General features: G+C 40.4%; 21 protein-coding genes. 18 read left to right on the top strand and 3 right to left on the bottom strand.

Translation table 11 applies throughout. The features are described 5' to 3' along the window. Positions 1-103: 103 nt before the first annotated feature. From F902_RS04200 to gmk, 3 genes are all read right to left on the bottom strand, one after another. Positions 104-2,221: a RelA/SpoT family protein gene (locus F902_RS04200; protein WP_004803952.1), complete on the bottom strand. Its 2,118-nt coding sequence runs from the start codon at positions 2,219-2,221 to the stop codon at positions 104-106. A gap of 337 nt (positions 2,222-2,558) precedes the next feature. Then, on the bottom strand, positions 2,559-2,837 hold the full coding sequence (rpoZ, locus tag F902_RS04195; RefSeq protein ID WP_004803954.1) for a DNA-directed RNA polymerase subunit omega: 279 nt from the start codon (positions 2,835-2,837) through the stop codon (positions 2,559-2,561). Positions 2,838-2,907: 70 nt separating this feature from the next. After that, entirely contained in the window at positions 2,908-3,531 is a 624-nt protein-coding gene (gene gmk, locus F902_RS04190; protein ID WP_004803956.1) for a guanylate kinase, read from the bottom strand. 103 nt (positions 3,532-3,634) lie between these two features. On the opposite strand from gmk, the gene ispH reads away from it, so the two are divergent. The 18 genes from ispH (at position 3,635) to rplS (ending at position 23,591) form a co-directional block, all read left to right on the top strand. Beyond that, positions 3,635-4,585, top strand: a complete 951-nt coding sequence (gene ispH / locus F902_RS04185; protein WP_005201321.1) for a 4-hydroxy-3-methylbut-2-enyl diphosphate reductase — start codon at positions 3,635-3,637, stop codon at positions 4,583-4,585. Positions 4,586-4,725: 140 nt separating this feature from the next. After that, positions 4,726-5,259: a pilus assembly FimT family protein gene (locus F902_RS04180; RefSeq protein ID WP_005201320.1), complete on the top strand. Its 534-nt coding sequence runs from the start codon at positions 4,726-4,728 to the stop codon at positions 5,257-5,259. Further along, positions 5,260-5,826 carry a type IV pilus modification protein PilV gene (pilV, locus tag F902_RS04175; protein WP_005201319.1) on the top strand — a complete coding sequence of 189 codons (567 nt, stop codon included), beginning with the start codon at positions 5,260-5,262 and terminating at the stop codon, positions 5,824-5,826. It abuts the gene before it with no gap. Between the two features lies 1 nt (position 5,827). After that, positions 5,828-6,814: a PilW family protein gene (locus tag F902_RS04170; RefSeq protein WP_005201318.1), complete on the top strand. Its 987-nt coding sequence runs from the start codon at positions 5,828-5,830 to the stop codon at positions 6,812-6,814. After that, complete coding sequence (locus tag F902_RS04165; RefSeq protein ID WP_005201317.1) at positions 6,814-7,617, top strand: pilus assembly PilX family protein; 804 nt, start codon at positions 6,814-6,816, stop codon at positions 7,615-7,617. Before F902_RS04170 ends, F902_RS04165 begins: the two co-directional genes overlap by 1 nt. A gap of 14 nt (positions 7,618-7,631) precedes the next feature. Continuing rightward, the gene (locus F902_RS04160; protein WP_005201316.1) at positions 7,632-11,909 is read left to right on the top strand and encodes a PilC/PilY family type IV pilus protein; all 4,278 of its coding nucleotides are present in this window, start codon (positions 7,632-7,634) and stop codon (positions 11,907-11,909) included. 14 nt (positions 11,910-11,923) lie between these two features. Then, the gene (locus F902_RS04155; protein WP_005201315.1) at positions 11,924-12,451 is read left to right on the top strand and encodes a type IV pilin protein; all 528 of its coding nucleotides are present in this window, start codon (positions 11,924-11,926) and stop codon (positions 12,449-12,451) included. Next, on the top strand, positions 12,438-12,899 hold the full coding sequence (locus F902_RS04150) for a type IV pilin protein (protein WP_005201314.1): 462 nt from the start codon (positions 12,438-12,440) through the stop codon (positions 12,897-12,899). Before F902_RS04155 ends, F902_RS04150 begins: the two co-directional genes overlap by 14 nt. Positions 12,900-13,274: 375 nt before the next feature. Continuing rightward, entirely contained in the window at positions 13,275-13,922 is a 648-nt protein-coding gene (locus tag F902_RS04145; RefSeq protein ID WP_005201313.1) for a GspH/FimT family pseudopilin, read from the top strand. Next, positions 13,919-14,407 (top strand): type IV pilus modification protein PilV, encoded by a 489-nt coding sequence (pilV, locus tag F902_RS04140; RefSeq protein WP_005201312.1) that lies wholly within the window; start codon positions 13,919-13,921, stop codon positions 14,405-14,407. The genes F902_RS04145 and pilV (F902_RS04140) overlap by 4 nt, the downstream gene beginning before the upstream one ends. Before the next feature lies 1 nt (position 14,408). Then, complete coding sequence (locus F902_RS04135; RefSeq protein ID WP_005201311.1) at positions 14,409-15,434, top strand: PilW family protein; 1,026 nt, start codon at positions 14,409-14,411, stop codon at positions 15,432-15,434. After that, positions 15,431-16,183 carry a pilus assembly PilX family protein gene (locus tag F902_RS04130; RefSeq protein ID WP_005201310.1) on the top strand — a complete coding sequence of 251 codons (753 nt, stop codon included), beginning with the start codon at positions 15,431-15,433 and terminating at the stop codon, positions 16,181-16,183. The genes F902_RS04135 and F902_RS04130 overlap by 4 nt, the downstream gene beginning before the upstream one ends. A 12-nt stretch (positions 16,184-16,195) precedes the next feature. Continuing rightward, the gene (locus F902_RS04125; RefSeq protein ID WP_005201309.1) at positions 16,196-20,698 is read left to right on the top strand and encodes a pilus assembly protein; all 4,503 of its coding nucleotides are present in this window, start codon (positions 16,196-16,198) and stop codon (positions 20,696-20,698) included. Positions 20,699-20,819: 121 nt separating this feature from the next. Continuing rightward, positions 20,820-21,254, top strand: a complete 435-nt coding sequence (locus F902_RS04120; RefSeq protein ID WP_017402257.1) for a type IV pilin protein — start codon at positions 20,820-20,822, stop codon at positions 21,252-21,254. 163 nt (positions 21,255-21,417) lie between these two features. After that, a complete protein-coding gene (rpsP, locus tag F902_RS04115) occupies positions 21,418-21,675 on the top strand; it encodes a 30S ribosomal protein S16 (protein WP_004660208.1) in 258 nt (85 codons plus the stop codon). A 16-nt stretch (positions 21,676-21,691) separates the two neighbouring features. Further along, positions 21,692-22,240: a ribosome maturation factor RimM gene (gene rimM / locus F902_RS04110; RefSeq protein ID WP_005156501.1), complete on the top strand. Its 549-nt coding sequence runs from the start codon at positions 21,692-21,694 to the stop codon at positions 22,238-22,240. A gap of 45 nt (positions 22,241-22,285) precedes the next feature. Then, complete coding sequence (trmD, locus tag F902_RS04105) at positions 22,286-23,026, top strand: tRNA (guanosine(37)-N1)-methyltransferase TrmD (RefSeq protein WP_005147283.1); 741 nt, start codon at positions 22,286-22,288, stop codon at positions 23,024-23,026. Positions 23,027-23,219: 193 nt separating this feature from the next. Next, a complete protein-coding gene (rplS, locus tag F902_RS04100; RefSeq protein WP_004657502.1) occupies positions 23,220-23,591 on the top strand; it encodes a 50S ribosomal protein L19 in 372 nt (123 codons plus the stop codon). Positions 23,592-23,685: the final 94 nt, after the last annotated feature.

The raw sequence follows: 23,685 nt of genomic DNA, 5'->3' as shown, positions 1-23,685 counted from the left end.
CGAAAGTCTTGAGTACTGTGTAGTCGCAGTTGCATGGATATCTTATTAGAACTTTTATATCGATAAAATGCTTTAAAGATTCATTTCACAGCTGTATTTGTATTTAATTGGTGGTTGCCAATTTTGCGACTTCAGGCTGTACGATGGGCATATTTAGGCGTTCAATACGAGGGAAGCCAAAGTTCATTCGTAAATCTCGGATAATTTGGGCGATTTGATTTCGGTTGCTGACCACGATGTTGACATAGGTTTTTTGGTCTTGTGAATGAACCATCTCTACCCCCGTTTTGGCTTTACGGCATTGATAGATTAAATCAGAGATCTGCTCATCATTCATTGCCATGTGAATACATAGATAAGCACTGAAACGGACATCATCAATTTCTTCGGATTGCCAATGCAATGGCATGATATTTTCTGGGTGAAGGTGCTGTTCATGTAATAAATTACGACATCGTGAGCGATGCACGATCAAACCGCGTCGGGAGAGGTGTCCTTGGATTGGATCACCCAAGACTGGGTTGCAGCAATGCGCATATTTTACATCAACGCCCTCTGTACCTAAAATCAGACGATCAGATGCTTCATGATGCTGTGAATGATAATCCTGAGCAAATAAATGATTTGCGACCAGTTGTGGGAGTAGATCACCCACAGCAATCTGTTCGAACAGGGTATCTTTACTACTTAAATGACGCCACTCCAGTACATTCGTCCAATCAGTTGGCGATAGATCATCAATTGAACGCTGGAATAGTTTTAATGCACGGTTTAGCGCTTGCTGACCAACTAAGCGCTGTTCATCAATATCCTGCTCTCTAAGCATATTTTGCAGTGCGCGACGCGCTTTCTGCGTGTTAATAAAGCTGAGCCAGTCTGGATTTGGAGTTGCTAAAACATCGGTAATGATCTCAACCACTTGTCCACTGTGTAATGGTGTCGATAGAGGGCGAATTTCACCATCGACTTTGGCACCAACCGCGTGGTTACCTAAAAATAGGCTAGCTGAATAGGCAAAATCAACTACGGTTGCGCCTTGTGGTAATTCATGTAGTTGCCCATGTGGGGTATAGACCCAAATTTTTTCTTGGTGAAGATAATCAAGCAAATCACTAAAGGTGGTTTTGGCACAGCCGCTATCAATTAGAGTATTCAAGTTCTGCATGGATGCCTGAATCGCTGAGCGACAGGCTTGCGGTGCATTTTCACCCAGTACCACACCAAAACGCGCTGCTTTACGCATCAGTTCAGTTTGGATGGTCAATGAAAGTGTGGTCTTTTCACCTTTCAACTGGATCATGAGTGATTGGTTGCCACCAGGTAAAGGACGGCGAATATGATCGCTATATTGTAGAACTTGGAAATTGTCTTTTAGTGCATCAACTAGACGGTCACAGTCTGCGATACTTTGTAAAATAATTTCAAAGGCATGGCTGTGGCTGAGTTCATTTAAGTCGATTTCATTTTTAATAAAATGGCGCAGTAACTCGATATTATTGTTTTTCTTTTTGATTCGGCCTTTGAGGTCATAGGCTTTTAGCAGTTCAGAAAGTTTTTGCTCCCAAACCGCTTGATATTCGCAACGCTTCGGCTTGGTCTCAAGCAGTGCAGTTTGCACATCATTAAACATGTCTAAATCAAGATTCTGATAACACAGGTGTTCAAGGTTATCCGCCATCTCATTCATACCGACCAGACGAGCCATGGGTACAAAAATATCCAGCGTTTCTTGTGCAATACGGGCACGCTTATCTGGACGCAATGCGCCTAAGGTGGTCATGTTGTGATAGCGATCAGCTAATTTAATAATAATGACACGAGGGTCTTGTAGCGTTGCTTGCAAGATTTTTCGGAAGGATGCGGCTTTGTTATATTCTTTATCACTGGAATGGCTGAGTTTGGTGACGCCATCGACCAATTCTGCGACCACTGAGCCATATTTCTGTCCAATTTCGTCTTTGGTAAATTCAGTGTCTTCAATCACGTCATGTAGTAAGGCCGCCATCAGTGTATCTGCATCAAGACGCATATGCGCCAAAATGCAACTTACTGCAATCGGGTGCAACACATAAGGCTCACCACTTTTACGGGTGATACCACTATGGGCTAAATCAGCAAAATCGCAGGCCGCAAGTACTCGTTGAACGTCACTATCATTAAGATAGGCCTCAATAATTGCTCTGAGCTGCTGCTTGGCTTGGCTGACCTCTTCGCCTGGCATATAACACCTTTTATAACCTAAATTCAGAAATGCTATGTCTGCTGATACTTCAACGATATAAAGATATATTACGTTGATGGTTCACCTATTCAATGCGAATTGAATGTCGTAAACCAGATTTGATCCCATTGAAAACTTACACTGATCGCAAGTGTTCGCAAACATTACGCTTATCTTCTAATGAAAAGCAAATTGAGAAACTTGTCAATTTGTTCATTATAAAAACTCGTAATTTTTTTCAATGACGGATATTGCTTTTATCAATATGCATTGAATTTTGCAAGAAAGAAAAAAGCCCAGAGTCTTCACAATGGGCTTTACGCATAACAAATTCGATTTAGAAAGTGAAACCTTCTAAGTTTAGTGAATTTGTAGACAGTACCATATCAAGGTTTGATGTTTGGTAGTCTTGATCGCGTTGTTTTAAAATTTCTTTAGTCACATGACCAATTGCAATTTCACGCAGTGCAACCACTGTTGGCTTATCATTGTCCCATTCTACAGTGGGTTCCATACCTTGACGTGCTAATTGACGTGCACGTTTACTCGCCACCAGGACCAACTCGAAGCGGTTATCTACATGGTCTAAACAATCTTCAACGGTTACACGTGCCATAAGTTGTCTCGTTTGAACATTACATTTGAAAAGACTGAGTAGTATAAAAGGCTTTTAGTCCAGACTCAAGTTATTCACGATCAAGGGTAAGCAAGTTTTCGATTAATTGTTGATGACGCACACTTTGTTGCAAAGTAACCAAACGATTTGCAGCGATAATTGCTTCTAAATCATGTACCGCTTTATTGAAATCATCATTAATAATGACATAGTCAAAACTGGCAAAATGACGCATATCTTCAACGGCACAACTTAAACGATGTTCAATGACATCAACAGAATCTGTACCACGATTTGAAAGACGTTGTCTTAAATCATATTGTGTTGGAGGGAGAATAAAGATTTGTTTTGATTCAGGAAAAAGTCGACGAACCTGTTCAGCACCTTGCCAGTCAATTTCGAGTAGAACATCATGACCTTGTAGTAGTTGTTCTTTGACCTTGGCTTGTGATGTACCATAATAATTTCCGAATACTTCTGCATATTCGATGAAGCCGCCCTCATTAACTTGTGCTAAAAAGCTTTCTTTATTGGTAAAATGGTAGTGAACACCATCAAGTTCACCAGGGCGTTGACCGCGGGTAGTGTGTGAGACAGAAACGTGTAAGTTGCTGACTCGATCGAGTAGGGCTTTGACCAAAGATGTTTTGCCTGTTCCTGAGGCTGCAGAAACGACAAACAAGAGACCCGACATGATATTTTTCCTGAATATGATAAAATATCTTGGCTATTGTAGTGTAGCGTGCCATTAAACGAAATAGTTTGGTGTAAAAATTCAGATCATGAGAGAGGATGTTATGGAAATCGTGTTGGCCAATCCACGAGGCTTTTGTGCTGGAGTTGACCGTGCTATAGCAATCGTCAATCGAGCACTGGAATGTTTTAATCCACCTATTTATGTACGCCATGAAGTGGTGCACAACAAATTTGTGGTTGATGATTTACGTCAGCGTGGTGCTGTATTCGTCGATGAATTAGATCAGGTTCCTGATGATTCCATTGTGATTTTTAGTGCACACGGCGTATCGAAAGCAGTACAACAAGAAGCCGATCGCCGTGGTTTAAAAGTATTTGATGCGACCTGCCCATTAGTGACTAAAGTTCATATTGAAGTGACCAAATATGCACGCGAAGGGACTGAAGCCATCCTGATTGGACATGAAGGTCACCCAGAAGTGGAAGGTACGATGGGGCAATATGATAAATCTAGAGGTGGTGAGATTTATCTGGTTGAAGATGAACAGGATGTTGAAGCTTTAATGGTAAGACATCCTGATAAAGTCGCTTTTGTCACGCAAACCACGCTTTCAATTGATGACACGGCTAAAGTGATTGATGCACTTCGAACTAAATTTCCAAAAATTCAAGGCCCGCGTAAAGATGATATTTGCTATGCCACCCAAAACCGTCAGGATGCAGTGCGTGATCTAGCTGAACAATGTGATGTGGTTCTTGTGGTCGGTTCACCAAACTCATCAAATTCGAATCGTTTACGTGAGTTGGCTGAGCGTATGGGTAAGTCTGCTTATTTGGTCGATAATGCGGATCAACTTGAAAAAGATTGGTTTAAAGCAGAGAGTAAAATTGGTGTCACTGCAGGTGCATCAGCTCCAGAAATTTTAATTAAACAAGTGATTCAGCGTTTACAAGATTGGGGTGCTACGCCACCAAAAGAACTACAAGGACGTGAGGAAAATATTACCTTTAGTCTACCAAAAGAGTTGCGTATCCAAGTGATACAGGCCTAATTTTATTAGAAAAATGTGAAATGGAAACGGATGGATGACACTCCATCCGTTTTTTTTTGGTGCTTATCTGCTTTGTATTGGTTCTGTAAAAATAAAATTTAATATAGAGTAGTGAATTTTAATAATTAGGTGCAGGGGCGATGGGGAAAAGTCAGGGGTTCACCTTAATTGAATTGATGGTGACAATGGTGGTACTGGCGATTGTTGCGTCCATTGCTATGCCTAATTTTCAAAAAGTAAGAGCAAAACAAAAAATTGAGTATTCAACAAAAGACCTTGAAAAAACATTAATCCAAGCTCGTTATGATGCAGTTTTACATCGGCATAGAGTAACTGTAAATCTTGGTGAAGCTGGAAATTCGACTCCACAAACTTTGTACTGGTCCGTTCCTGGTGATCAGCAAATATCGTACTTACAGTTTAGCTGTGAAAGTAATGCATGGGATGGAGAGGCAATCGAGGGGATTGATAGATTAGTATTTTTAACAGATGGAAGTGCTCAACTTTCTCGTAATTTTACGGATGACGATGGTCATAATCAACGAGAAGATTTAACGCTCTCAGCTATTCAGATTGTAGTTTCCAATGGGGTTACAACGAATTATGTAGAAATAACCCCTTTAGGAAAAGTGACTGCAAAAAGTGGATCTAAGCAAGGCCAGGAGTGTTCATAAATGCAAGTAGAACATCATCAACAAGGAATGGGGTTGGTTGAGGTGCTTGTAGCACTTTTATTGCTGGCTATTGGTATTTTAGGTTTTGCTTTATTACAAGTCAAAGCATTGGATTCCTCAATCGAAGCATCTAAGCGTATTCAGGCGATGAGTTTAGCAAAAGATATTGCTGAGCGTATTCGGGCGAACCAAGATGGTTTGACGAAAGAAATTGAAGGTACGGACGAGCAAGGTGAGAAAGAAGTTTATAAGGCGTATGTGAGAGCATTTAGCGGTAAAGAAAATTTGAGCTCTTATAGCTATTCAGCATGTTTTTCCAATGCTACTGCTTGTGATAGTGAAAAATTTGCAGCTGAAGATGCAAAACAAGCCCTTTATAACGCTTATCAAAAAGGGATGAAGATTGGTGTGAATCAATGTGCGGGTACTGGGATACAAAGGAATCGTTACTGTATTTATGTAGCTTGGGATGAAACTAATCCAAAAGATGGTACAGGTAGTAATGATTGTACGACGAATGGTAATTATGGCTCGAATACAAAATGCATCGTATTGGAGGCCTACTAAAATGAATAAACAATTAGGTATGACTTTGATCGAACTGATCGTCGCATTGGCTCTTGGGCTAATTATTGTTGCAGCGGGATTTCAATTATTTGTTTCGGGTTCCATTAATTATAATTTGCAGAAAACGCTATCTGAACTTCAAGATAATGGCAACTTCGGACTAAATTATATTACTAAAGACGTTCGGATGGCGAATTTAGATGCGAATCTAGCTATTCTTAATGATCGTAACTTATATAGTGGAATTGTACTGACAAGTTTAAAAAGTTATACATCATTATCTGCTGATGATCAGAAAACACAATCTGCAAATTTACCTTTTCACCTAACTGATGAAAATACCACAAAAATTGCGTTACTCACTCAGGGCGATGGTCAAGCAAGTTGGTCTGGTGCAAGTAATATTCAAGAATACAAAAGTGATCAGTTAGTTATTCAATATAAAGCCATTGTGCCTGGTTCAATGGATTGTGAGGGGCGTAAAGTTTCTCAAGAAGAGATTGAAAAAGGTATCTTTATTATCCAACGCTATTTTTTAAGACAAGATGGAGATGATTTAGCGTTGGTCTGTGATGCGGGTCACTATAAAACTTTATTGGAAACCGCTGAGCTTCCAACAGCCATAAGCAGTTATGGCGGCACTGGTGAGGTGATTATGCGTCGAGTAGATCATTTCCATATTTTATTGGGAGTCAAAGATAATACGACTGATACGTTCAAATATATGTCAGTGAAAGACTATATGGGAGATAGTAATACTTTGGTGAAAGATGGAACTTCTCGTCCAAGAATCATGTCTGTACAGCTAGGTATATTGATGCGTGGAGTAGAGACGGTGCCTAGTAATCAGGAAATTCCCGATAAATTTCAAATTTTAGATCAAAAAGTCACATTAAAAGATGATGCTAAAGCAAAAAGGTATATCCGAGAGGTGATTACTCAAACGGTAGCATTACGTAATGGTTATGGGTTAATGGAGAGTCTGTAATGCGTATTTTTGACCAACGAGGCGCAACGCTTATAACGGTACTCTTCATCTTATTACTGATGACAATTATAGGCACGTTTGCTGTTAAACAAAGTATTGTCGGTCTGAACATTGCGACAAATAGTCAAGCCAGAAATCTCATGCAGCAAACAGCTGATGCGGTATTTTTTGCGATAGAGCAAGACAATAAAAATAATAGTATTTTGCAAAAAAACTTAAGTTCTTTGGGAATGTTGGGGATGGTGAAGTCTGATAATTTTCTAACCAAAGAATTAGTTTTTTGTTATCGTCCGAAAACACAAAAAAATGTCTTTGATTTAAAAAATGCCAGTATTGTGTCATGGGAAGAAGTGACTGATCCGAGTGATAATACAAAAAAAATTACGCAAATTAAGAATGATGAATTGGGTGTAACAGGTTTTTGTCAGTACACCACCAATGATTTTAGTAGTGGTCGTGATGTCATGATTTCACAGATTGCAGTTAAGAAAAGTAGCATCAACAGTGATGTTCCATTTAAGTTTTATCCAATTGGTACAGATTCTTCAACAGTACAGCTCGATAATATTCAACCTGTAAGAGTAGTCGTGACAACAATTATTCCAGGTATGGCAACGGGTGGAAGTTCATGGTCTTCGAATACAACAGAAATTAATAAATGTTTTAAAGATTACACCAATGAAAAGTCGATTGAATATTCTGGTTCAGAAACAGTCACAGATTGTTTTGAAAAAATTGGTGTGCCTTATAGTCAACAAGTGATGGATTATGCGGTGGTGAGCTATGCCACCAAAAGCAGTTAATTGGGGATAACGCAATGAAAATTATGAAACTAAAAAAATTAGTCGTTGCTTGTCAAGCAGCTGCAATGACCATGGCAACCAGTATTGCTGTATCTACTCAGGCCAGTGATGTCGAATTATACAAGGCACCACAAACATCTGAAACAACACTGATGTTTATGTTGGATGTCTCAGGAAGTATGGGGGATAGTGGTTCTTATGATGGAACATCACAAAAGCGTATTGATCGTTTAAAGGACGGGATGTTAAAGCTTCTCAAAGGTGATGCAACAACAACACGCTTACCTGATAATTTGGCAACAGGACTTTCTGAGTTTAGTAGTGTAAGTGGTCGTATTAAATTAGAAGCTTTACCTCTGAATACTCCTGTGACTTTAGGTGGGACTAGACAAACCTATAGACAAGTTGAACGTTTGGCTCAACCTGTAAGTTGTTCTACCACAGCGACGCAAGACACGGTTACTCCACAACAACGGTCTGAAACGCGAAACCGAGGTAGGACGCAGACAAGAACATCTACACAAACTATTACACAATCTGAAAGTCGTATTAACACGAGAACTCGTACTCAAAATACAAATGGAACTTGGCCGAATTTCCCCACTACTTGGGCGCTTGGTAATTGGTCTGGTTGGGTAGATAGTGGATCTTGGTCTAATTGGACAACTCCAAGTAATTGGTCTGGTTGGTCTTTAACAGGAACTGCATGGAATAATGCCTGGTCAAGTTGGTCTGGCTATGGTACGCCTATAAATACTGGTGCAAGTACCACAGGAAGCTGGACTGGAGGTGGAGCCTGCAGTAACTTTATTAATAATGGAGGTGCTTTAGTACTTTCCTCTGTAATAGAAATGTGTACTGAATGGCAAACAAACAATATAAATTGTGCGACATGGGTCGCGACCAATAAAACTTTGTCACAAATTACTTATGATAATTCGTCGGTCACTTTAGTTAATGGAGCGATTACTGGGATAGCCACTCAATCTGGTGGATCCCAAAATGCAACCCCACCATCAGCAACATGGACACCTAGTAATCCTACATCAGTATTAGATACCGATACAAACTCTACATTCAATGAAGTAATTACTAATGGTAGTGCCTCATCATCTACCTATAATCCTTCGACAGTTTCAAATAGTAATCCTACACCTGTAACAAATGGCAAGACACAAACACAAACAAGAACTGAAACACATACCCGAACTAATACAAATACAAGAACAGAGACACAAAGCTATAGTGAAACCCAAACACGAACTCAGACTGCTCAAACAGTGACAGCGCGTCAAATACGTACAGATACTACTTCTGGGACACGGGCAGATACAAGAACTACCATTTATACTGGAACAGCAACAAGTACTCATCGTTATCGAATGATTGATGCCGTAAATGCACTAACAGCAGGGGGGAATACGCCAACAGCTTATGCATATGCTGAAGCTGCTGCTTATATGATGGGGAAAACAACTAAAAATTTAACCAGTAGTGGTTTTAGTAGTTCAAACGGATTAACTGCTATCCAAGATGGGAATACATATTTGGCGCCGAGTCGCGTAACGCGCAGCAAACAATGTAATACCCAAGGAATTTATTTCTTAACGGATGGTGAACCAAATTATTATAATAACCCTGGTAATTACACAAACTTCATGTCGAGTACTTTGTCTCCAAATAGTTTTAGCTGTAGTACAAATCAGTTGGTTTCAACGGGCAATTCTTGGGGGTGCATTGGTAATTACGCAAAGGCACTTCTAAATCCTGCCAATAATCCTGCTGGTGTTTCAATTAAAACAGCTGTTGTCGGTTTCGGTTCTGATTTTAGTGGAACTACGTCAAGTAACTCTGATGTTGAAAATGCAAAAAAATGGGGGGAAGTGGGACAAGGTGGATGGTATCCAGGACAAAGTGCACAAGATGTTGTTGACAGTGTAAAAAGATTTTTGAGAAAGTTGCAAAAATATATTCCACCAGTCACCACTGGCTCAGTGACTATTCCAGTAGATAACTTGGATACTCAAAATATTCAACCATGGGGCTATTTCCCACAATTTGATCCACGTCCAGACATAAAAGTTACTACTTGGGTTGGAAACTTAAAGAAATATCAAGTTGTAAGTAATACTTTAAAAGATCAAGATGGTGCAGATGTCATGATCACTTCTGGTACAGATAAGGGCCAGAGCGTGGATAACCCAAATGATTATTGGGCAGATCAAAACATCATGCGAGAAATTACTAAAGTTAGGCAAGTCAACGGAATCGACGAAGAAGAAACAATACGTGTTCGAGTGGGTGGAGCATTAAGCCGGTTATTATTAGGTTCAACTACAACAACAGGTACAGATCCGGTAACGACTGAAAGAAAAATTTTTACTGATCGGAAGCTGAGTTTGGCGGTCGACAATACAACATATGTTGCCCAACCAATCACGGATGGTGATCTAATACAGATCAAAACTGTAGATCTAAAAACCAATAATCCTGATAATAACTTTAATGTGGACAGTAAGCGTGGTTATGTTGCTGCGTTATTTGGTTATGATGTAAGTAGCGATGTTGCCGCATCGATTACGGATCAAGTAAATACAGCATTTAACGATTTTCTAAATAATACTAATGCGACACTTCGTCAAATGGGTGCTGTGATGCACTCTAAACCGATCCTCATTACACAAAAAGGAACAACCAAATACGATGAGGATACAGATACGATTAGCTATGATGATCGTGATGATTTAATTGCGTTTGGTACAACTCAAGGTGTGTTGCATGTTGTTCGTGCTGGCAAAAGTGCAACAGATAGTGATGCTGGTAAAGAAGTTTTCAGCTTTGTACCAAGTGAAATGATAGATAGACAAGCAGAGAGTTTTATTGGTCAACAAGATGACCCAAGTGCAACGCTACATTATGGAATAGATGGGCAATGGACCGCCTATACAGAATATGCCACAAAATCTGGTGAAAAAACCAATCAGCCAGTTGTCAGTGTTGCCAGTGCGAATGGTGGTAAACAATGGCTGTATGGTGGTTTGCGTATGGGAGGTAAGAGTTATTATTCTTTAGATCTTTCAGATGTAACATCAACGAGTGGAACTCCTAAGCTTAAATTTCGTATAAATCCTACTGGCACATGTGGTGTCACCAATGGCCTAGGTTGTATGGGACAAAGCTGGTCTAAACCAAGTATTGCATGGGTAAATTGGCAAGGTAAGCGTAAATTAGTGATGTTTGTTGGTGGTGGTTATGACTCAATTTATGAGAGCTCAGCTGACTATACACCTTCATCAAGCTATATCGATCAAGGCGCTGGGGTTTATATGTTTGATGCGAATGATGGTAGCTTGTTATGGTGGGCAAGTGCCAATGCAGGTTCAACAAATACAGATACTAAAAAAACCTATGCGGCAGATATGAAGCGTAGCGTGGTAAGTAATATTAAAACAGTTGATCGTAACAGCGATGGTCTTGTTGATCATTTGTATTTTGGTGATTTAGGTGGGCAAGTCTGGCGTATTGATTTAAATGCATCTGCGAAAGCTGGTGTGGCTACTGGTGATAGTGGTGAAAATTTTGCAACTCGCGCTGTCCGCATATTAGATATGTCAGGAGCAACAAAAGTACCTCGTTTTTATAATGCACCAACATTTACGATTCATCGCTCTGTTAATGGTTTGTTTGCTGCGGTGAGCATCTCATCAGGAAATTTAAGCTTCCCAATGTCTGCTGATACAAATAATGATGATGGTGTTTATACAATATTTGATAAGGATGTAACTCGCCGTAATCTATCTGTATTGCAAACCACTGAACTATATACTCAAAATGTTAAACCAGGAGCAACTACTGGAAATAATTTGGTTAAAAATACAAATGGAACTACAAAAACAGAGTCGAGCAATGGTGGTTGGTATTATCCCGTTGGAACTAAAAAGCGTATTTTAAATGAATCAGTTGCAATTGATGGTGATTTATATGTCAGTATTTTTGACTCTGCAGTAGATCTTACAGCAACAGATTGTAAAGGTGGGGTACGGGGTGAAAGTAATTCTAAACAATTCTGTTTGCCTTATGGTGATGGTGATTGTAAACCGGCTGATAACGGTTCAGGTTCAGGCCCTGGTGGTGGTGCTGATGAGAATTTCTTGGGTAAAGGGAATGTTGGTATTAGTTTTGGGGGAATAAATCGGGATCGTTCGATGGTTCTTAACTTAACACCAGACAAAACTCCAAGAAAGTATACAGGGAAGACAAAATTTGTTTCTCAGCGCTGGTACGAGCGTTAATAAAGGTGGCTTTTATGAAAAATAAGGGTTTTACCTTGATTGAATTGTTAGTGGTATTGGTCATTATTGCTATATTTGCTGCTATGGTCATACCTGGCTATCAGCAATTTGCTAGACGTGGTGCTGCATCTCAAGCAGAACATGAGATACAGCGTTTAGCAACGTTGTTAGAGCAGCACAAAGCACGGAATTTAAATTATAGAGGTTTTGCAACAACGTCAATTGCAGTGCCTGTCAACACTACAGGGCCACGTAAGAACTATACGATTTATGTAAGAGACTCGATTGTACCTAGTGTTGCATTAAATGACACAAGTGCTTTAGGGCAGGGATGGGTAATGTTAGCAGAGGCTAATTCTGCAATAAATTATGGATCAGGTTGTACAACATGTAATGGTTTGCAGGATCAAAATTATAATTATCTGTTAACAAGCGGAGGTATTCGCTGTAAGACAAAAGATAAATTAATTGAGGCAGAAGTTCTCACCAGTACAAAATTGGCGTCAGCAAATCCTTGTGGAGTAAACAGTGAAACATGGTAAAGAAATTGGATTTACACTTGCTGAAATGATGATTGTGGTTGTTGTAATTGGCATTTTAGTTGCGATTGCTTATCCATCATATCAACAATATATCTCTAAAACGAAACGCGTAGCAGTAGAAAGTGAAATGTTAGAGATCGCTGCTAGTTTGCAGCGATATAAAGCAATAAACTCTACTTTTATGACGCCAACTAATGCGGCAATTACACTGAGTACCATACATCACAATGGTTTAAGCCCGCAATCGGGACCAACTCTATACAATTTAGCATTGTCAAATGTTACAGCTGGAAGTTGGACGCTTACAGCTACGCCTGCAAATGGGCAAACTGGAGATGGCCATGTGGTTTTAAACAATCAAGGACATCGATGCTGGACCAAAGGTAGTGATAAGAACGGTGGCTCTGCATGTACTCCATCAGCAACAACTAACTGGGATGGTCGCTGATTTCTTTTCCTGATTATTATAAAAAAAGCAAACCTCAGTGTTTGCTTTTTTTTATGGCAGTTGATTTTGTGAACTATTTAATATTTTTAACAACAATAATTAATGAATGTGACTCATTTATCATTTATCTGTCCTTACCTACCTTTTATCTCTTAAAGGTGGATTTAAGTGCATTTTAGACGGAAATTGGTATTAAACATGAAAACAATCACGAAAATAACGTTCATTTTATTAATATAACGATTTGATTTTACTGATTTAAAATTAAAGACCTGTAAGGGTTTTATAAAAATAATTTGTAAAATCAATGCTTAATAAAAAATTAATCAAAATGCTCGTTAAAACAAAAAAAGATTTGTGCATATGGAGGACTGTATGCAACAAGCACATAATGACTTACAGTCTCGCGCTACAGCTTCTCGTCTTATGATAGGGTCGAGTGTTGTCCAACTTCAGCCGTTCAACTTCGAGCGTAGCTCTCCATCTTGCGCTCAGACAAAGCATAGCTTTGTTCATCTTCGTACTCGAAGCCTAGCTTCTCGTCTTGCGATAGGATCGAGTAATACTCGACAGTTTCCTATCTCAGGATTTACGTTGGTTGAGCTCATTATCACGATCGCTGTTTTAGCCATCATTGTTTTAATGGCAGCTCCTTCATTTGCAACCATGTATAGCCGACAAAAGCTTGAGTCTTCAGCACGTGAACTGGTGATGAAAATTTCAGAAGCTCGTAGTCAAGCTGTTTTGTTACGACAAAGTACAGGAGTCTGTTTAGCCTCTTTATCCGACGACGATTGTGCTACAGCCATCGCCATTCCAAAAGCAGAAACACAACGAATCTTTATTGCACGTTTAGATCATGGTGTGACCAGTGCTAATAGCTCCTCGACCAATCTTAGCTTTAGACGAAATGGCAGCCTTGCTGCACAAAAGAATTTTATTTTAGAACGGAAAAATCTTGCTTACTGTATTCAGGTCGGGGTGATTGGCGATACCACAATCAAAGAGGGAGCTTGCACATGAATATTCAAAAACAGAAAGGTGTCGGGCTGGTGGAAGTATTGGTTGCTCTGGTTTTATTGGCAATCAGTGTATTGGGTTTTGCTGCTTTGCAGTTAAGAGCAATTGATTCCAGTTTTGAGGCGAATAAGCAGGTCTTGGCAACCACCATCGCACGGGATCTTGCAGAACGTATGAGAGCGAATCCACAAGCCACTCGTGCTGGAAAATATAAGGTTAAAGCGGTGGAAGTTCCTAAAACTGATGTTTCAACTGTAGCAGATAAACCTGAAAAAATTGCCCTACAAGATTTACAGAATGCAGCACTGGAAGCAAAAAATAATGGGATGAACCTTGCCGTCGATCAGTGCCCAACAGGAAATAATCGACAATGTATTTATGTCGCGTGGGATCAGACTAATTTAGCAGGTGATCAAGGCATCGCAGCATGTATTAAAGATGGTGCTTATGTTTCTGGATCACATTGTCTATTCTTGGAGGCATATTGAAATGGAAATAGGCCTCTTAAATCTAAAACATAGTAAGGGTCAGGCAGGATTTACCCTGATCGAGCTGATGATTTCACTGACATTGGGTTTGTTGATTGTCGCTGCTGCGATTCAACTTTTTATTACAGGGATCACCAGTTATAAGCTACAAAAAGCGATGGCACATATCCAAGATAATGCGAGTTTGGGGTTGAACTTTATTGTTGATGATATTCGCAAAGCAAACTTAAGCTCTCCAGTTCCCGCGATTAATGACCAAACAGCTTATGCGGGTATTTTACTCAGCTCGAATAATGTGGGTGAAAAAATTGACCTGAATTGTACGGATTGTTTCTCGAATAATCAGATTGCTAGTTTTGGCAATGCCAATGTTACTGGACTAACCAATGACCAATTGCTGATTCGCTATCAGGCACCTCAAGGTGGGATTGATTGCTCGGGACAGGATGTTGCAAGCGGAACTTTTGTGGTACAGCGCTACTATGTGGGTTCGACTTCAACGGATGCACGTCAATCTTTACGTTGTCAGGCTGCACAATATACGCAAGCAGTACTTGATAGCAAAACCGCAACAGACCGTTTGAAGCTCGCTTGGAGTACAAGTCAGGTGATTTTGCCGAATGTGGATCTTTTCCAAATTCGTTTGGGATATATGGATGGAGATCTCAACAGTGCGAACAGCATGTTGGCCTATACGGATGTTAAAAACTATATGGCCTTGACGGCCGCCAAAAAGAATGTAGATGGAGTAACACAGACGGTTCGTCCTTATGTCCATGCGATTCAAATTGGCGTTTTAGTTCGCTCTGATGATAAAACCGGCAATCAGTCAGTCATTAAACAAAGAAATAAAGAGCCATTTCAGATTCTTGGAACAAAAGTCAATCTCACGCCAGCTTCTCAGGATAATTATTTACGACAGGTCGTTGATCAAACGATTGCTTTAAGAAATGCGATGGGGTGGGTTTCAGAAGGCTGTGACAGTACTAAAAGCACAAGTTGCACAAATGGGGGGGCTGGCACATGAGATATGCTCAACGCGGTTCAACATTGATCGTTGTATTGATGATCGTACTCATGATCACGATTGTGGGGACATTGGCAATCCGTCAAAGTATCAGTTCACTCAAGTTGGTGAGTAATCATCAAATACAAACGCTATTGGCGCAAAATGCAGATGCTGCACTGATGTATTTTCAAGATCCAAATACGCAGCAGAATTTGGCTTCGGCCAATGGTGTTGTTGGGTTCTTTAAAAATGAAAATAACAAAAATGCGGAACTGGTGTTTTGTTTTTCAGGTTCAGAACCATTTGCATTAAGTAAAGCGGCTTACCGATTGAATAGTACAACTTTTGAGCCGATGTCAAGCAATAGCGGTGCTTGTAAAGTTGATCCTAACAATGCCACGAATGATACAGCATCTCAGTCGAGTGGTCGTAAGCAAGTGGTTACACAGGTTTATATTAAAAGAGAAATCGGATCTACAGTCCCTTTTGCAGATTTGTCGCGTGGGACAGAGGTGTTGGGTGCAAAAACTGAAAATAATATTCGCTTACGTGTCTATGTTGTATCTGTCATGCAGGGCTTACTCACCTCCGATGCTCTGTTTACAGCAGATAACGATATTAAAAAGGGCTGTTTAACCAAAAGTATCGATAACAACGGCGCAAATGATGTTGCGACCTGCTTAAAACAAAATACAGAAAAACCGATATATAACATACAAGTCGCAGAATATCGTTTCTTGTCTGACTTTGAACCTTCGAGTTCATAAGGGAGAAAGGTCATGAATAATAATAAGATAAAAAAACAGTTTAAACATGAGCATCCACAAGAACACAGAACCAAAGCATTATTGTTGAGTTGTACGATCGCATCTAGCTTTTTGATTTTTTCATCTGTCGCAACTGCCAGTGATATTGAGATTTACCAACCAGCAGCAGGCAATAAAAAACGTCTCATGTTGATGGTTGATCAGTCTCGCAGTATGGGCGGTGCAGGTCTTTTGGACTTGGTGAAAGATTATCCCTTATGTATCGATCAAGGGGTTACCGATGTACTAGGCAAAAATGGTTTGAATTTGGGGATTAAAGTCGCAGGTCAAACCGATCTGATCAATGTAACTAAAGAGGCAACTGATTTAGTGAATCAGTTGATCTTGAAAGGGTTACTTGGTAATGGACAAGGCCAAGGAATACTAGATTCCATTGCAGAGATTAAAACAGAGCAGCCGAGTACGGCTTATCCATTCCCACGTCAGTCGTGTACGGTAGTTACTACGGATGCAACGGTTAAGTTACTGGATAACTTACTCAATGGTTTATTGGGGGTGAAAACTGGGTTATCTGCTGAACAATATATCCGTGAAACTTGTGATCCGCTGATTGATATTAGTTTGCTTAAATCGATTACCAATTCATCTACGGTAGGAATTTATCGCTGCTATGATAAAAATTCACGTGTCCGTATGGCGCTCACCGATGTCTTGAAAGGTAAAAAGGGGGAGGCTGGTCTGCCTGATATTGATCAAATTCCTGATAGCACCATGGTCGGGTTATCTATTTCACCTTATAACCAAACCGTGAATGATCGTGCTGGTGCAATTGTATTTGAACCCAAATTACTTAGTGATACTTATTTGTATAACGGGAAAACGAAAACGCATCGCCAGCATATGATTGACTATATCGCTAGCTCAAATATGGATTCAAAAGGTGAGTTCAATTTGCAAAGCTTACTCTCGATTGCACCGAAGCTAGTCACTGGTTTGTTGAATGATGTGGTTGCCACCCTAGGGAAAATTTTAAGTAACCCACTTGATGCGGTGAGTGAATTATTGAATTTGGAAAATACCAATAATGCCTTAAATGATGTACTGACCATGTTGGGACTTGGTGGTAATAATCCAATGGCAAGTACCTATGCTGAAACAGGCGCCTACTTGTTGGGGAATACCACCAAGGGGACAGGTGCAAGACAATATGCTAAACGTAATGCTTTATTAGGGTTATTTGGCGCACCATTATTATGGACTGATTATGAATGTAAGACTTGGAAAGCCGATGGTATGACTTGTGCTGATTGGAAATATGCTGGTCTGCTAAATACCAATGGCTATAAAAAAGTTGATGGGAATTTATTAAACTTGTTAGGTGTTTTGCAAGTGGGTAAGCAAGAAATTTTCTATGAATATCGTGCTGATGTAGATGCCAAATATAGTGGTTTTAGTGACAGCCAAAATAATAATAGTAGTATTAATCCACTGATTAAAAGTAATGGTAATTTTTATCAAGCACCATCAACCGCGCCGCAATGTGATGCCAATGGATTAATGGTGATTGCAGGTGGAGTACCAACCATTGCCCCGACTTTAACAGACTCTTTATTGCAACCTCAAGGTAGTCAATCTGATGCGACTAAAGTTGCGATGGAGCGCTTGATGGCGCGTTCCTTGGATAATAGTCAGGCTTTAAGTGTGCAATATAAAGATGGACGTTTGAATGATAATTGGGGATTTAGATGTAATTCAACAGAGCTAAAAGCCACGACTTTAGGAAATAATAAAAACTCAAATGATAATACTGATTTTGCAACATGGCAGTGTATTGGTGCCTATGCTCGGGATATTCGGGCATTAAAAACTAATCCAATTAAAACCGCCGTGATTGGTTTGGATCGCTCATTTTTACAATTGCCAAGTTATATTGCAGGACAGGAAAATAGCACGGATACCAAAGGCTTAACCCAAATCTCAAGTACCAATGTGGCACAGGATCAACTGTTAACAGGTATTGTACCGAAAGCAGTGCGTGATTTACTGGGCGCCACGGGAGCACTTTTAGATGGTTTATTGCCGAATAGTTTGATCGGCAGTGGTTTAACCACAGGGATTACCAGTCTGTTAGACCGTTTATTACCAAGAAATCCAGAAGATATTAAAAATATGGCACGTTGGGGCGTGATCGGCGGTGGTGGTTGGTATAACGCTGCGAATAGCCAAAATATCGCGCAAAGTATCAAGGATTTTCATGATGATTTAGGGGTAACAGATGGCGACCCAATTGGTTTACAAACACTACCTGAAGATCCGCTTACACCGTATCGGATGAGTAATGAAGTCTATAAAAGTATGTTTGAGCCAACGGAAAAAGCCAGTTGGTTTGGGAACTTTAAAAAGTATTATGTAGAAACTGATAATTCGATTAATAAGCTCAAAGACGCATGGGATACCAGCTCAACAAGCTACGATGTACAAGACTGGAATAAGGGAGGGGTACTGGCCAAACTTAAAAATTTAAAAAATAAGACGGATAATTCAGATCCAACTAAACCCATTATTACAGAACGTAAAATACTAATTAATCGTGATTGCCAGCAAATCGAAAATACGACAACGTATCAATTCACTGAAGTGGGAGGTCTGAAAACGATTGATAAGAAATATCTAGATATTCAATGTGGTTCTGGAACAACAGCACAGACAGATACGAAAGGCTATTTGTTGATGAATTTGTTGGGCTATAACGTAGGCAATGCCGCAACAACTGCTGATTTGACTGAGACAAACCGTACTAATTGGCAAGTGGGCATGAATCTACATTCAACTCCGATTAAATTGACTCAGGAAGCCGTTTTTAATACAGACAATAGTGTGAAAGAACGCAAAGACTATATGTTGTTTGGCACCACTCAAGGTCTTTTACATGTGGTTGATGCCAAAACTGGTGAGGAAATGTTTGCCTTTGTACCGAATGAGATGTTGGAAAATACGCAACAAAGTAAAGCATTTTTGGAAAAACCATCGGGTGTAAAAGCCAATATGGCCTATGGAATTGATGGTGCATGGACGATGTATAGCGAATATGTCTATGGCATGAAAGCAGTGAGTAGCGGTAGTACCAGTAGTGAGGTCATTGCAACGGTTGGTGAAATTAAAAAAGACAGTAAGGTTCTCGCGAAAGGTAAGCAAATGGCCTATGGCGGTTTACGTATGGGAGGGCGTAGTTATTATGCCTTGGATCTAAGTGATATCACCCAGCCAAAACTCAAATTCCATATCGATCCAGATAATAACCGTATTATCAGTCTACAAACGAATGGAAGTTATAAAACCACTATTAATACTGCCTTGGCATCCATGGGACAAAGTTGGTCTAAACCGACGATCACTACCATTATGTATAAAGGTGCAGCAAAACGTGTGATGCTGGTGGGTGGTGGTTATGATATGGAATATGAAAAAGTCGTTCCAACGATTACCACGGCAACCAAAGGCCGTATGGTGTATATGTTTGATGCCGATAATGGCGATTTAATTTGGTATGCGGGTGGAGATAGTCAAAGTACTTCATGCAATCCAGATGATGCAAGCTATGGATTGAAGATGAAAGATCTATACAGCGTTGTCAGCCGTATCAATGCGGTTGATCGCGATGGGGATGGCCTTACAGATCACCTTTACTTTGGTGACCTTGGTGGCCAAGTCTGGCGGGTTGATTTAAGTAAGGACTTTGGTACAAAAGCTGGTAGTTGTGGTGCTTATAGTGTGCTGTTTAAAGATGGTACAAGCCGCTTCTATGAAGCACCAAACTTTAGTGTTTATGGCTATGAACAACCGCTTGCCGTGGTGAGTATTGCATCAGGAAATCGTAGCCTACCTTATAGTGATAAGACTTCAAGTAGTACGATTTATAATCTCTTTGATCAGGATGTCGTGCGCAAAAATTTCATCGCTACGGGGAATAGCACACCTAAACTTTTACCAACTGATCTTAAAGCAATGCTGACTGGGAGTGATTTGAAAGGGAAGAATCTAGTACAAGTCAAAGCGATGCTGCCAAATGGTTGGTATGCACAGGCCAATACCGTGGTTGGAAAAGAGCTTGATGCACAAGGTAATGAAGTGAGTCTTACCAATCAAACGGGGAGTAAGGTCTTAAGCGAAATGGTGGTGATGAATAAGAGCCTTTATGCCAGTGTTTATAATCCTAATACAACTATAGGCAATGGTTGTAAAATTCAGGCCAATGGCGCAACTACAGTTCAACGTTTCTGCTTACCGTTTGGTGTCTGTGAACAAGACGTCAAAGACATCACTATGAGCTTTGGCGCAGGGCATGGGATTGTGGATTCAATGGTGGGTGCTGGAATTGGTTTAAGTGACAAAAATGGTCTGACACGTCAGTTACTGAATCCAAATGCAAAAGATAAAATTGGGAATAGTAAACTTCCAATGAATACCATGCGTCGTCAATTAGTGCCACTCACTTGGTATGAACGTAATGAATAAAATGCAGTTATGTCGATGTGTGGCTTCGGAAGTGATAAGACCTCGTGTTTCTTACCATTTCCGACCTAGCGCTCGTTGTTGTGCAACGAAACCTTGCACAGGCTTTACTTTGATTGAACTAATGATTACGGTTGCAATCGTGGCAATTATTGCTGCGATCGCGATTCCGAGCTATGACACCTATATCCGCCGTGCAGATTTATCTACAGCACAGCAAGAAATGCTCAAAGTTGCTGAGCTTTTGGAAAAACATCGGGCACGCAATTTTAGTTATGATGGTTTTGTGCTGAAAGGAACTGCGACGAATCAAGGTGCTTACTATTCCGTACCTAGCGCGACCAACACCACCTTGCTTCTACCTTTGACAGCAACGAGTGCTAACCAAAAATTCACATTAAGCTTAACGGTCAATACTCAGGCGTGGTCATTAAAAGCCGTGAGTCAAAGTCCGAGGAATTATTCCTTGTTATTAACCAGCACAGGTCTTAAGTGTAAGACCAAAACGGCTGCAAATATCACGACATCAAGCTGTGGCAATGAGACTGAAGACTGGTAACTCAGCAGATTTTATAAATTAAATTCAGAGCTGTGGATAACCCAAAATTTAATCTTTCTTTCAAAGCAAATATAACGTAGAATATCGCCCTCTATGAAAGGGGTTTGAAGTGTTGCCGATGGTCGGCGCAGGGATAATCCGTAAAAATTATAAGGTTGTTCTCATGGTTGTTATTCGTTTAGCGCGCGGTGGTGCAAAAAAACGTCCATTCTATCAAATCATTGTAACTGATAGCCGCAATGCACGTGATGGTCGTTTCATCGAGCGTATTGGTTTCTTTAACCCAACTGCACAAGGTAAAGCTGAAAAAGTTCGTTTAGATGCTGACCGTTTTGCTCACTGGGTTGCTCAAGGTGCTCAACCTTCAGATCGCGTTGCTTCTTTAGCTGCTCAAGCTAAAAAAGCTGCAACTACTGCATAATTGTAGTAGGTAGCCCATGACATCGACACAGAATGTGCCAGAAGATCGTATTCAGATTGGACAGTTACGTTCAGCTTATGGATTGAATGGGTGGCTCTGGGTTTACTCTAATACAGAACCTATGAGCAATATGTTTGACTACCTTCCTTGGTACATTGAAACCAAGGCAGGTTGGCAAACTATTGATGTAAAACGTTGGAAACCACATGGCAAAGGCTTGGTTGTTGCATTAAAAGGCGTAAATGATCGCACGGGTGCAGAAAACTTAGTTGGCGCAAATATCTGGATTGCCAAATCTCAGCTTCCAAAAGCAGATGTAGACGAGTACTACTGGTCTGATCTTAAAGGTCTAACGGTGTTAGGTCTTGATGATGAAGAACAAGAAGTCAATCTCGGTCAAATCTACGAACTGTTTGAAACTGGTGCCAATGATGTCATGGTTGTCAAAGCGACGCCTGATAGCATTGATGCTGAAGAGCGAATGATTCCTTGGCATAAAGATGTGGTACAACGCGTTGATCTTGAAGCTGGTCGTATTTACGTCAATTGGGGCGTAGACTACTAATCCTTTCGGGGAAGGTAGCGCAGCAGGAAAATAGAGGAGTCTGCGGTGTTTTTTGCAGTCATCACATTGTTTCCTGAAATGTTTGAAGCGATTACAGCGCACGGGATTAGCGGGCGTGCAGCAAAGCGTGACATCGTGCAAGTGACTTGCATTAACCCACGAGATTTTGCTGAGGGCAACTATAAACGAGTGGATGAACGTCCGTTCGGTGGTGGTCCGGGTATGGTGATGATGGCTGAGCCTTTGGCACAAGCAATTACCCATGCTAAACAACTTGCAATGCAAGCAGGCTGTGTCCATGCGCCAGTGGTGTATATGTCACCGCAAGGCAAAACCTTAAATGAACAGGCAGTACAACAATTCGTTGATTATGATGGTTTGATTGTATTGTGTGGGCGTTATGAAGGGGTCGATGAGCGTTTAATCCAGCATTATGTTGATCAAGAATGGTCAATTGGGGATTACGTCTTATCGGGTGGTGAACTTCCTGCGATGGTATTGCTCGATAGTATTATTCGTCGATTGCCAAATGTCATGTCTGACGAGCAATCTGCGATACAAGATTCTTTTGTGGATGGTTTACTGGATTGTCCACAATATACCAAGCCTGACTGTTTCGAAGGGTTGGATGTGCCTGAGGTACTTAAATCAGGACATCATGCCAATATTGAGAAATGGCGTTTTTTGCAGCGTTATCAACGAACTTTAGATCGTCGACCAGAATTGGTAGAAAAAGTAGAGTTGACTAAGCAGCAAATTAAATGGTTAAAAAATTCCAAAGGTTAAACTGGTATCAGTTTGTCTTTGTACCCAACGAGAAGCTTTGCTTCGAGTTCTACTTAAACCTAGTTTAAGTTAAAAATAGGCTCTTTAAGACGTTGGTCTTAAGGGGAAAGTTAAACGGGAGATATGCGCTTTAGCCTCTATTCCCAGCGGTGTCAGAGACCTCTTCTCTCCCGCACATATTGGAGATTCCACAATGAGTGGTAAACATCCTTTAGTTCAAGCTGTTGAAAATGCACAGTTAAAATCAGACATCCCTGCTTTTGCACCGGGCGATACAGTTATCGTTCAAGTTAAAGTAAAAGAGGGTGACCGTGAGCGTCTTCAAGCATTTGAAGGTGTTGTAATCGCGAAGAAAAACCGTGGTTTAAACTCTGCTTTCACAGTTCGTAAAATCTCTAGCGGTGTTGGTGTTGAGCGTGTTTTCCAAACTCACTCTCCAATCGTTGCTAAAATCGAAGTGAAACGTCGTGGTGACGTTCGTCGTGCTAAACTTTACTACCTACGCGAGTTGTCTGGTAAAGCTGCACGTATTCGTGAAAAGTTACCAGCTCGTAAACAAGGTTAATTTTAACTTTGTTTTAAAGCAAGAAAATGCGCCTTTGGCGCATTTTTTTTATGTCAGTTGATGGCTAAAAGCCAATCCTTTTTTAAATCCTAGA

The organism is Acinetobacter higginsii, from assembly GCF_000369525.1.
Taxonomy (GTDB): Bacteria; Pseudomonadota; Gammaproteobacteria; order Pseudomonadales; family Moraxellaceae; genus Acinetobacter; species Acinetobacter higginsii.
This window is presented reverse-complemented; position numbering and strand designations above follow the sequence as displayed.

What these genes read in the sequence shown, in the direction of transcription:
- F902_RS04160 (WP_005201316.1), top strand. Translation starts at nt 7,632, where the DNA reads ATGAAAATTATGAAACTAAAAAAATTAGTCGTTGCTTGTCAAGCAGCT.
- pilV (WP_005201319.1), top strand. Translation starts at nt 5,260, where the DNA reads ATGCAAGTAGAACATCATCAACAAGGAATGGGGTTGGTTGAGGTGCTT.
- pilV (WP_005201312.1), top strand. Translation starts at nt 13,919, where the DNA reads ATGAATATTCAAAAACAGAAAGGTGTCGGGCTGGTGGAAGTATTGGTT.
- F902_RS04170 (WP_005201318.1), top strand. Translation starts at nt 5,828, where the DNA reads ATGAATAAACAATTAGGTATGACTTTGATCGAACTGATCGTCGCATTG.
- F902_RS04120 (WP_017402257.1), top strand. Translation starts at nt 20,820, where the DNA reads ATGATTACGGTTGCAATCGTGGCAATTATTGCTGCGATCGCGATTCCG.
- F902_RS04125 (WP_005201309.1), top strand. Translation starts at nt 16,196, where the DNA reads ATGAATAATAATAAGATAAAAAAACAGTTTAAACATGAGCATCCACAA.
- ispH (WP_005201321.1), top strand. Translation starts at nt 3,635, where the DNA reads ATGGAAATCGTGTTGGCCAATCCACGAGGCTTTTGTGCTGGAGTTGAC.
- F902_RS04130 (WP_005201310.1), top strand. Translation starts at nt 15,431, where the DNA reads ATGAGATATGCTCAACGCGGTTCAACATTGATCGTTGTATTGATGATC.
- rimM (WP_005156501.1), top strand. Translation starts at nt 21,692, where the DNA reads ATGACATCGACACAGAATGTGCCAGAAGATCGTATTCAGATTGGACAG.
- rpsP (WP_004660208.1), top strand. Translation starts at nt 21,418, where the DNA reads ATGGTTGTTATTCGTTTAGCGCGCGGTGGTGCAAAAAAACGTCCATTC.
- gmk (WP_004803956.1), bottom strand. Translation starts at nt 3,531, where the DNA reads ATGTCGGGTCTCTTGTTTGTCGTTTCTGCAGCCTCAGGAACAGGCAAA.
- F902_RS04135 (WP_005201311.1), top strand. Translation starts at nt 14,409, where the DNA reads ATGGAAATAGGCCTCTTAAATCTAAAACATAGTAAGGGTCAGGCAGGA.
- rpoZ (WP_004803954.1), bottom strand. Translation starts at nt 2,837, where the DNA reads ATGGCACGTGTAACCGTTGAAGATTGTTTAGACCATGTAGATAACCGC.
- rplS (WP_004657502.1), top strand. Translation starts at nt 23,220, where the DNA reads ATGAGTGGTAAACATCCTTTAGTTCAAGCTGTTGAAAATGCACAGTTA.
- F902_RS04200 (WP_004803952.1), bottom strand. Translation starts at nt 2,221, where the DNA reads ATGCCAGGCGAAGAGGTCAGCCAAGCCAAGCAGCAGCTCAGAGCAATT.
- F902_RS04145 (WP_005201313.1), top strand. Translation starts at nt 13,275, where the DNA reads ATGCAACAAGCACATAATGACTTACAGTCTCGCGCTACAGCTTCTCGT.
- F902_RS04180 (WP_005201320.1), top strand. Translation starts at nt 4,726, where the DNA reads ATGGGGAAAAGTCAGGGGTTCACCTTAATTGAATTGATGGTGACAATG.
- F902_RS04155 (WP_005201315.1), top strand. Translation starts at nt 11,924, where the DNA reads ATGAAAAATAAGGGTTTTACCTTGATTGAATTGTTAGTGGTATTGGTC.
- F902_RS04165 (WP_005201317.1), top strand. Translation starts at nt 6,814, where the DNA reads ATGCGTATTTTTGACCAACGAGGCGCAACGCTTATAACGGTACTCTTC.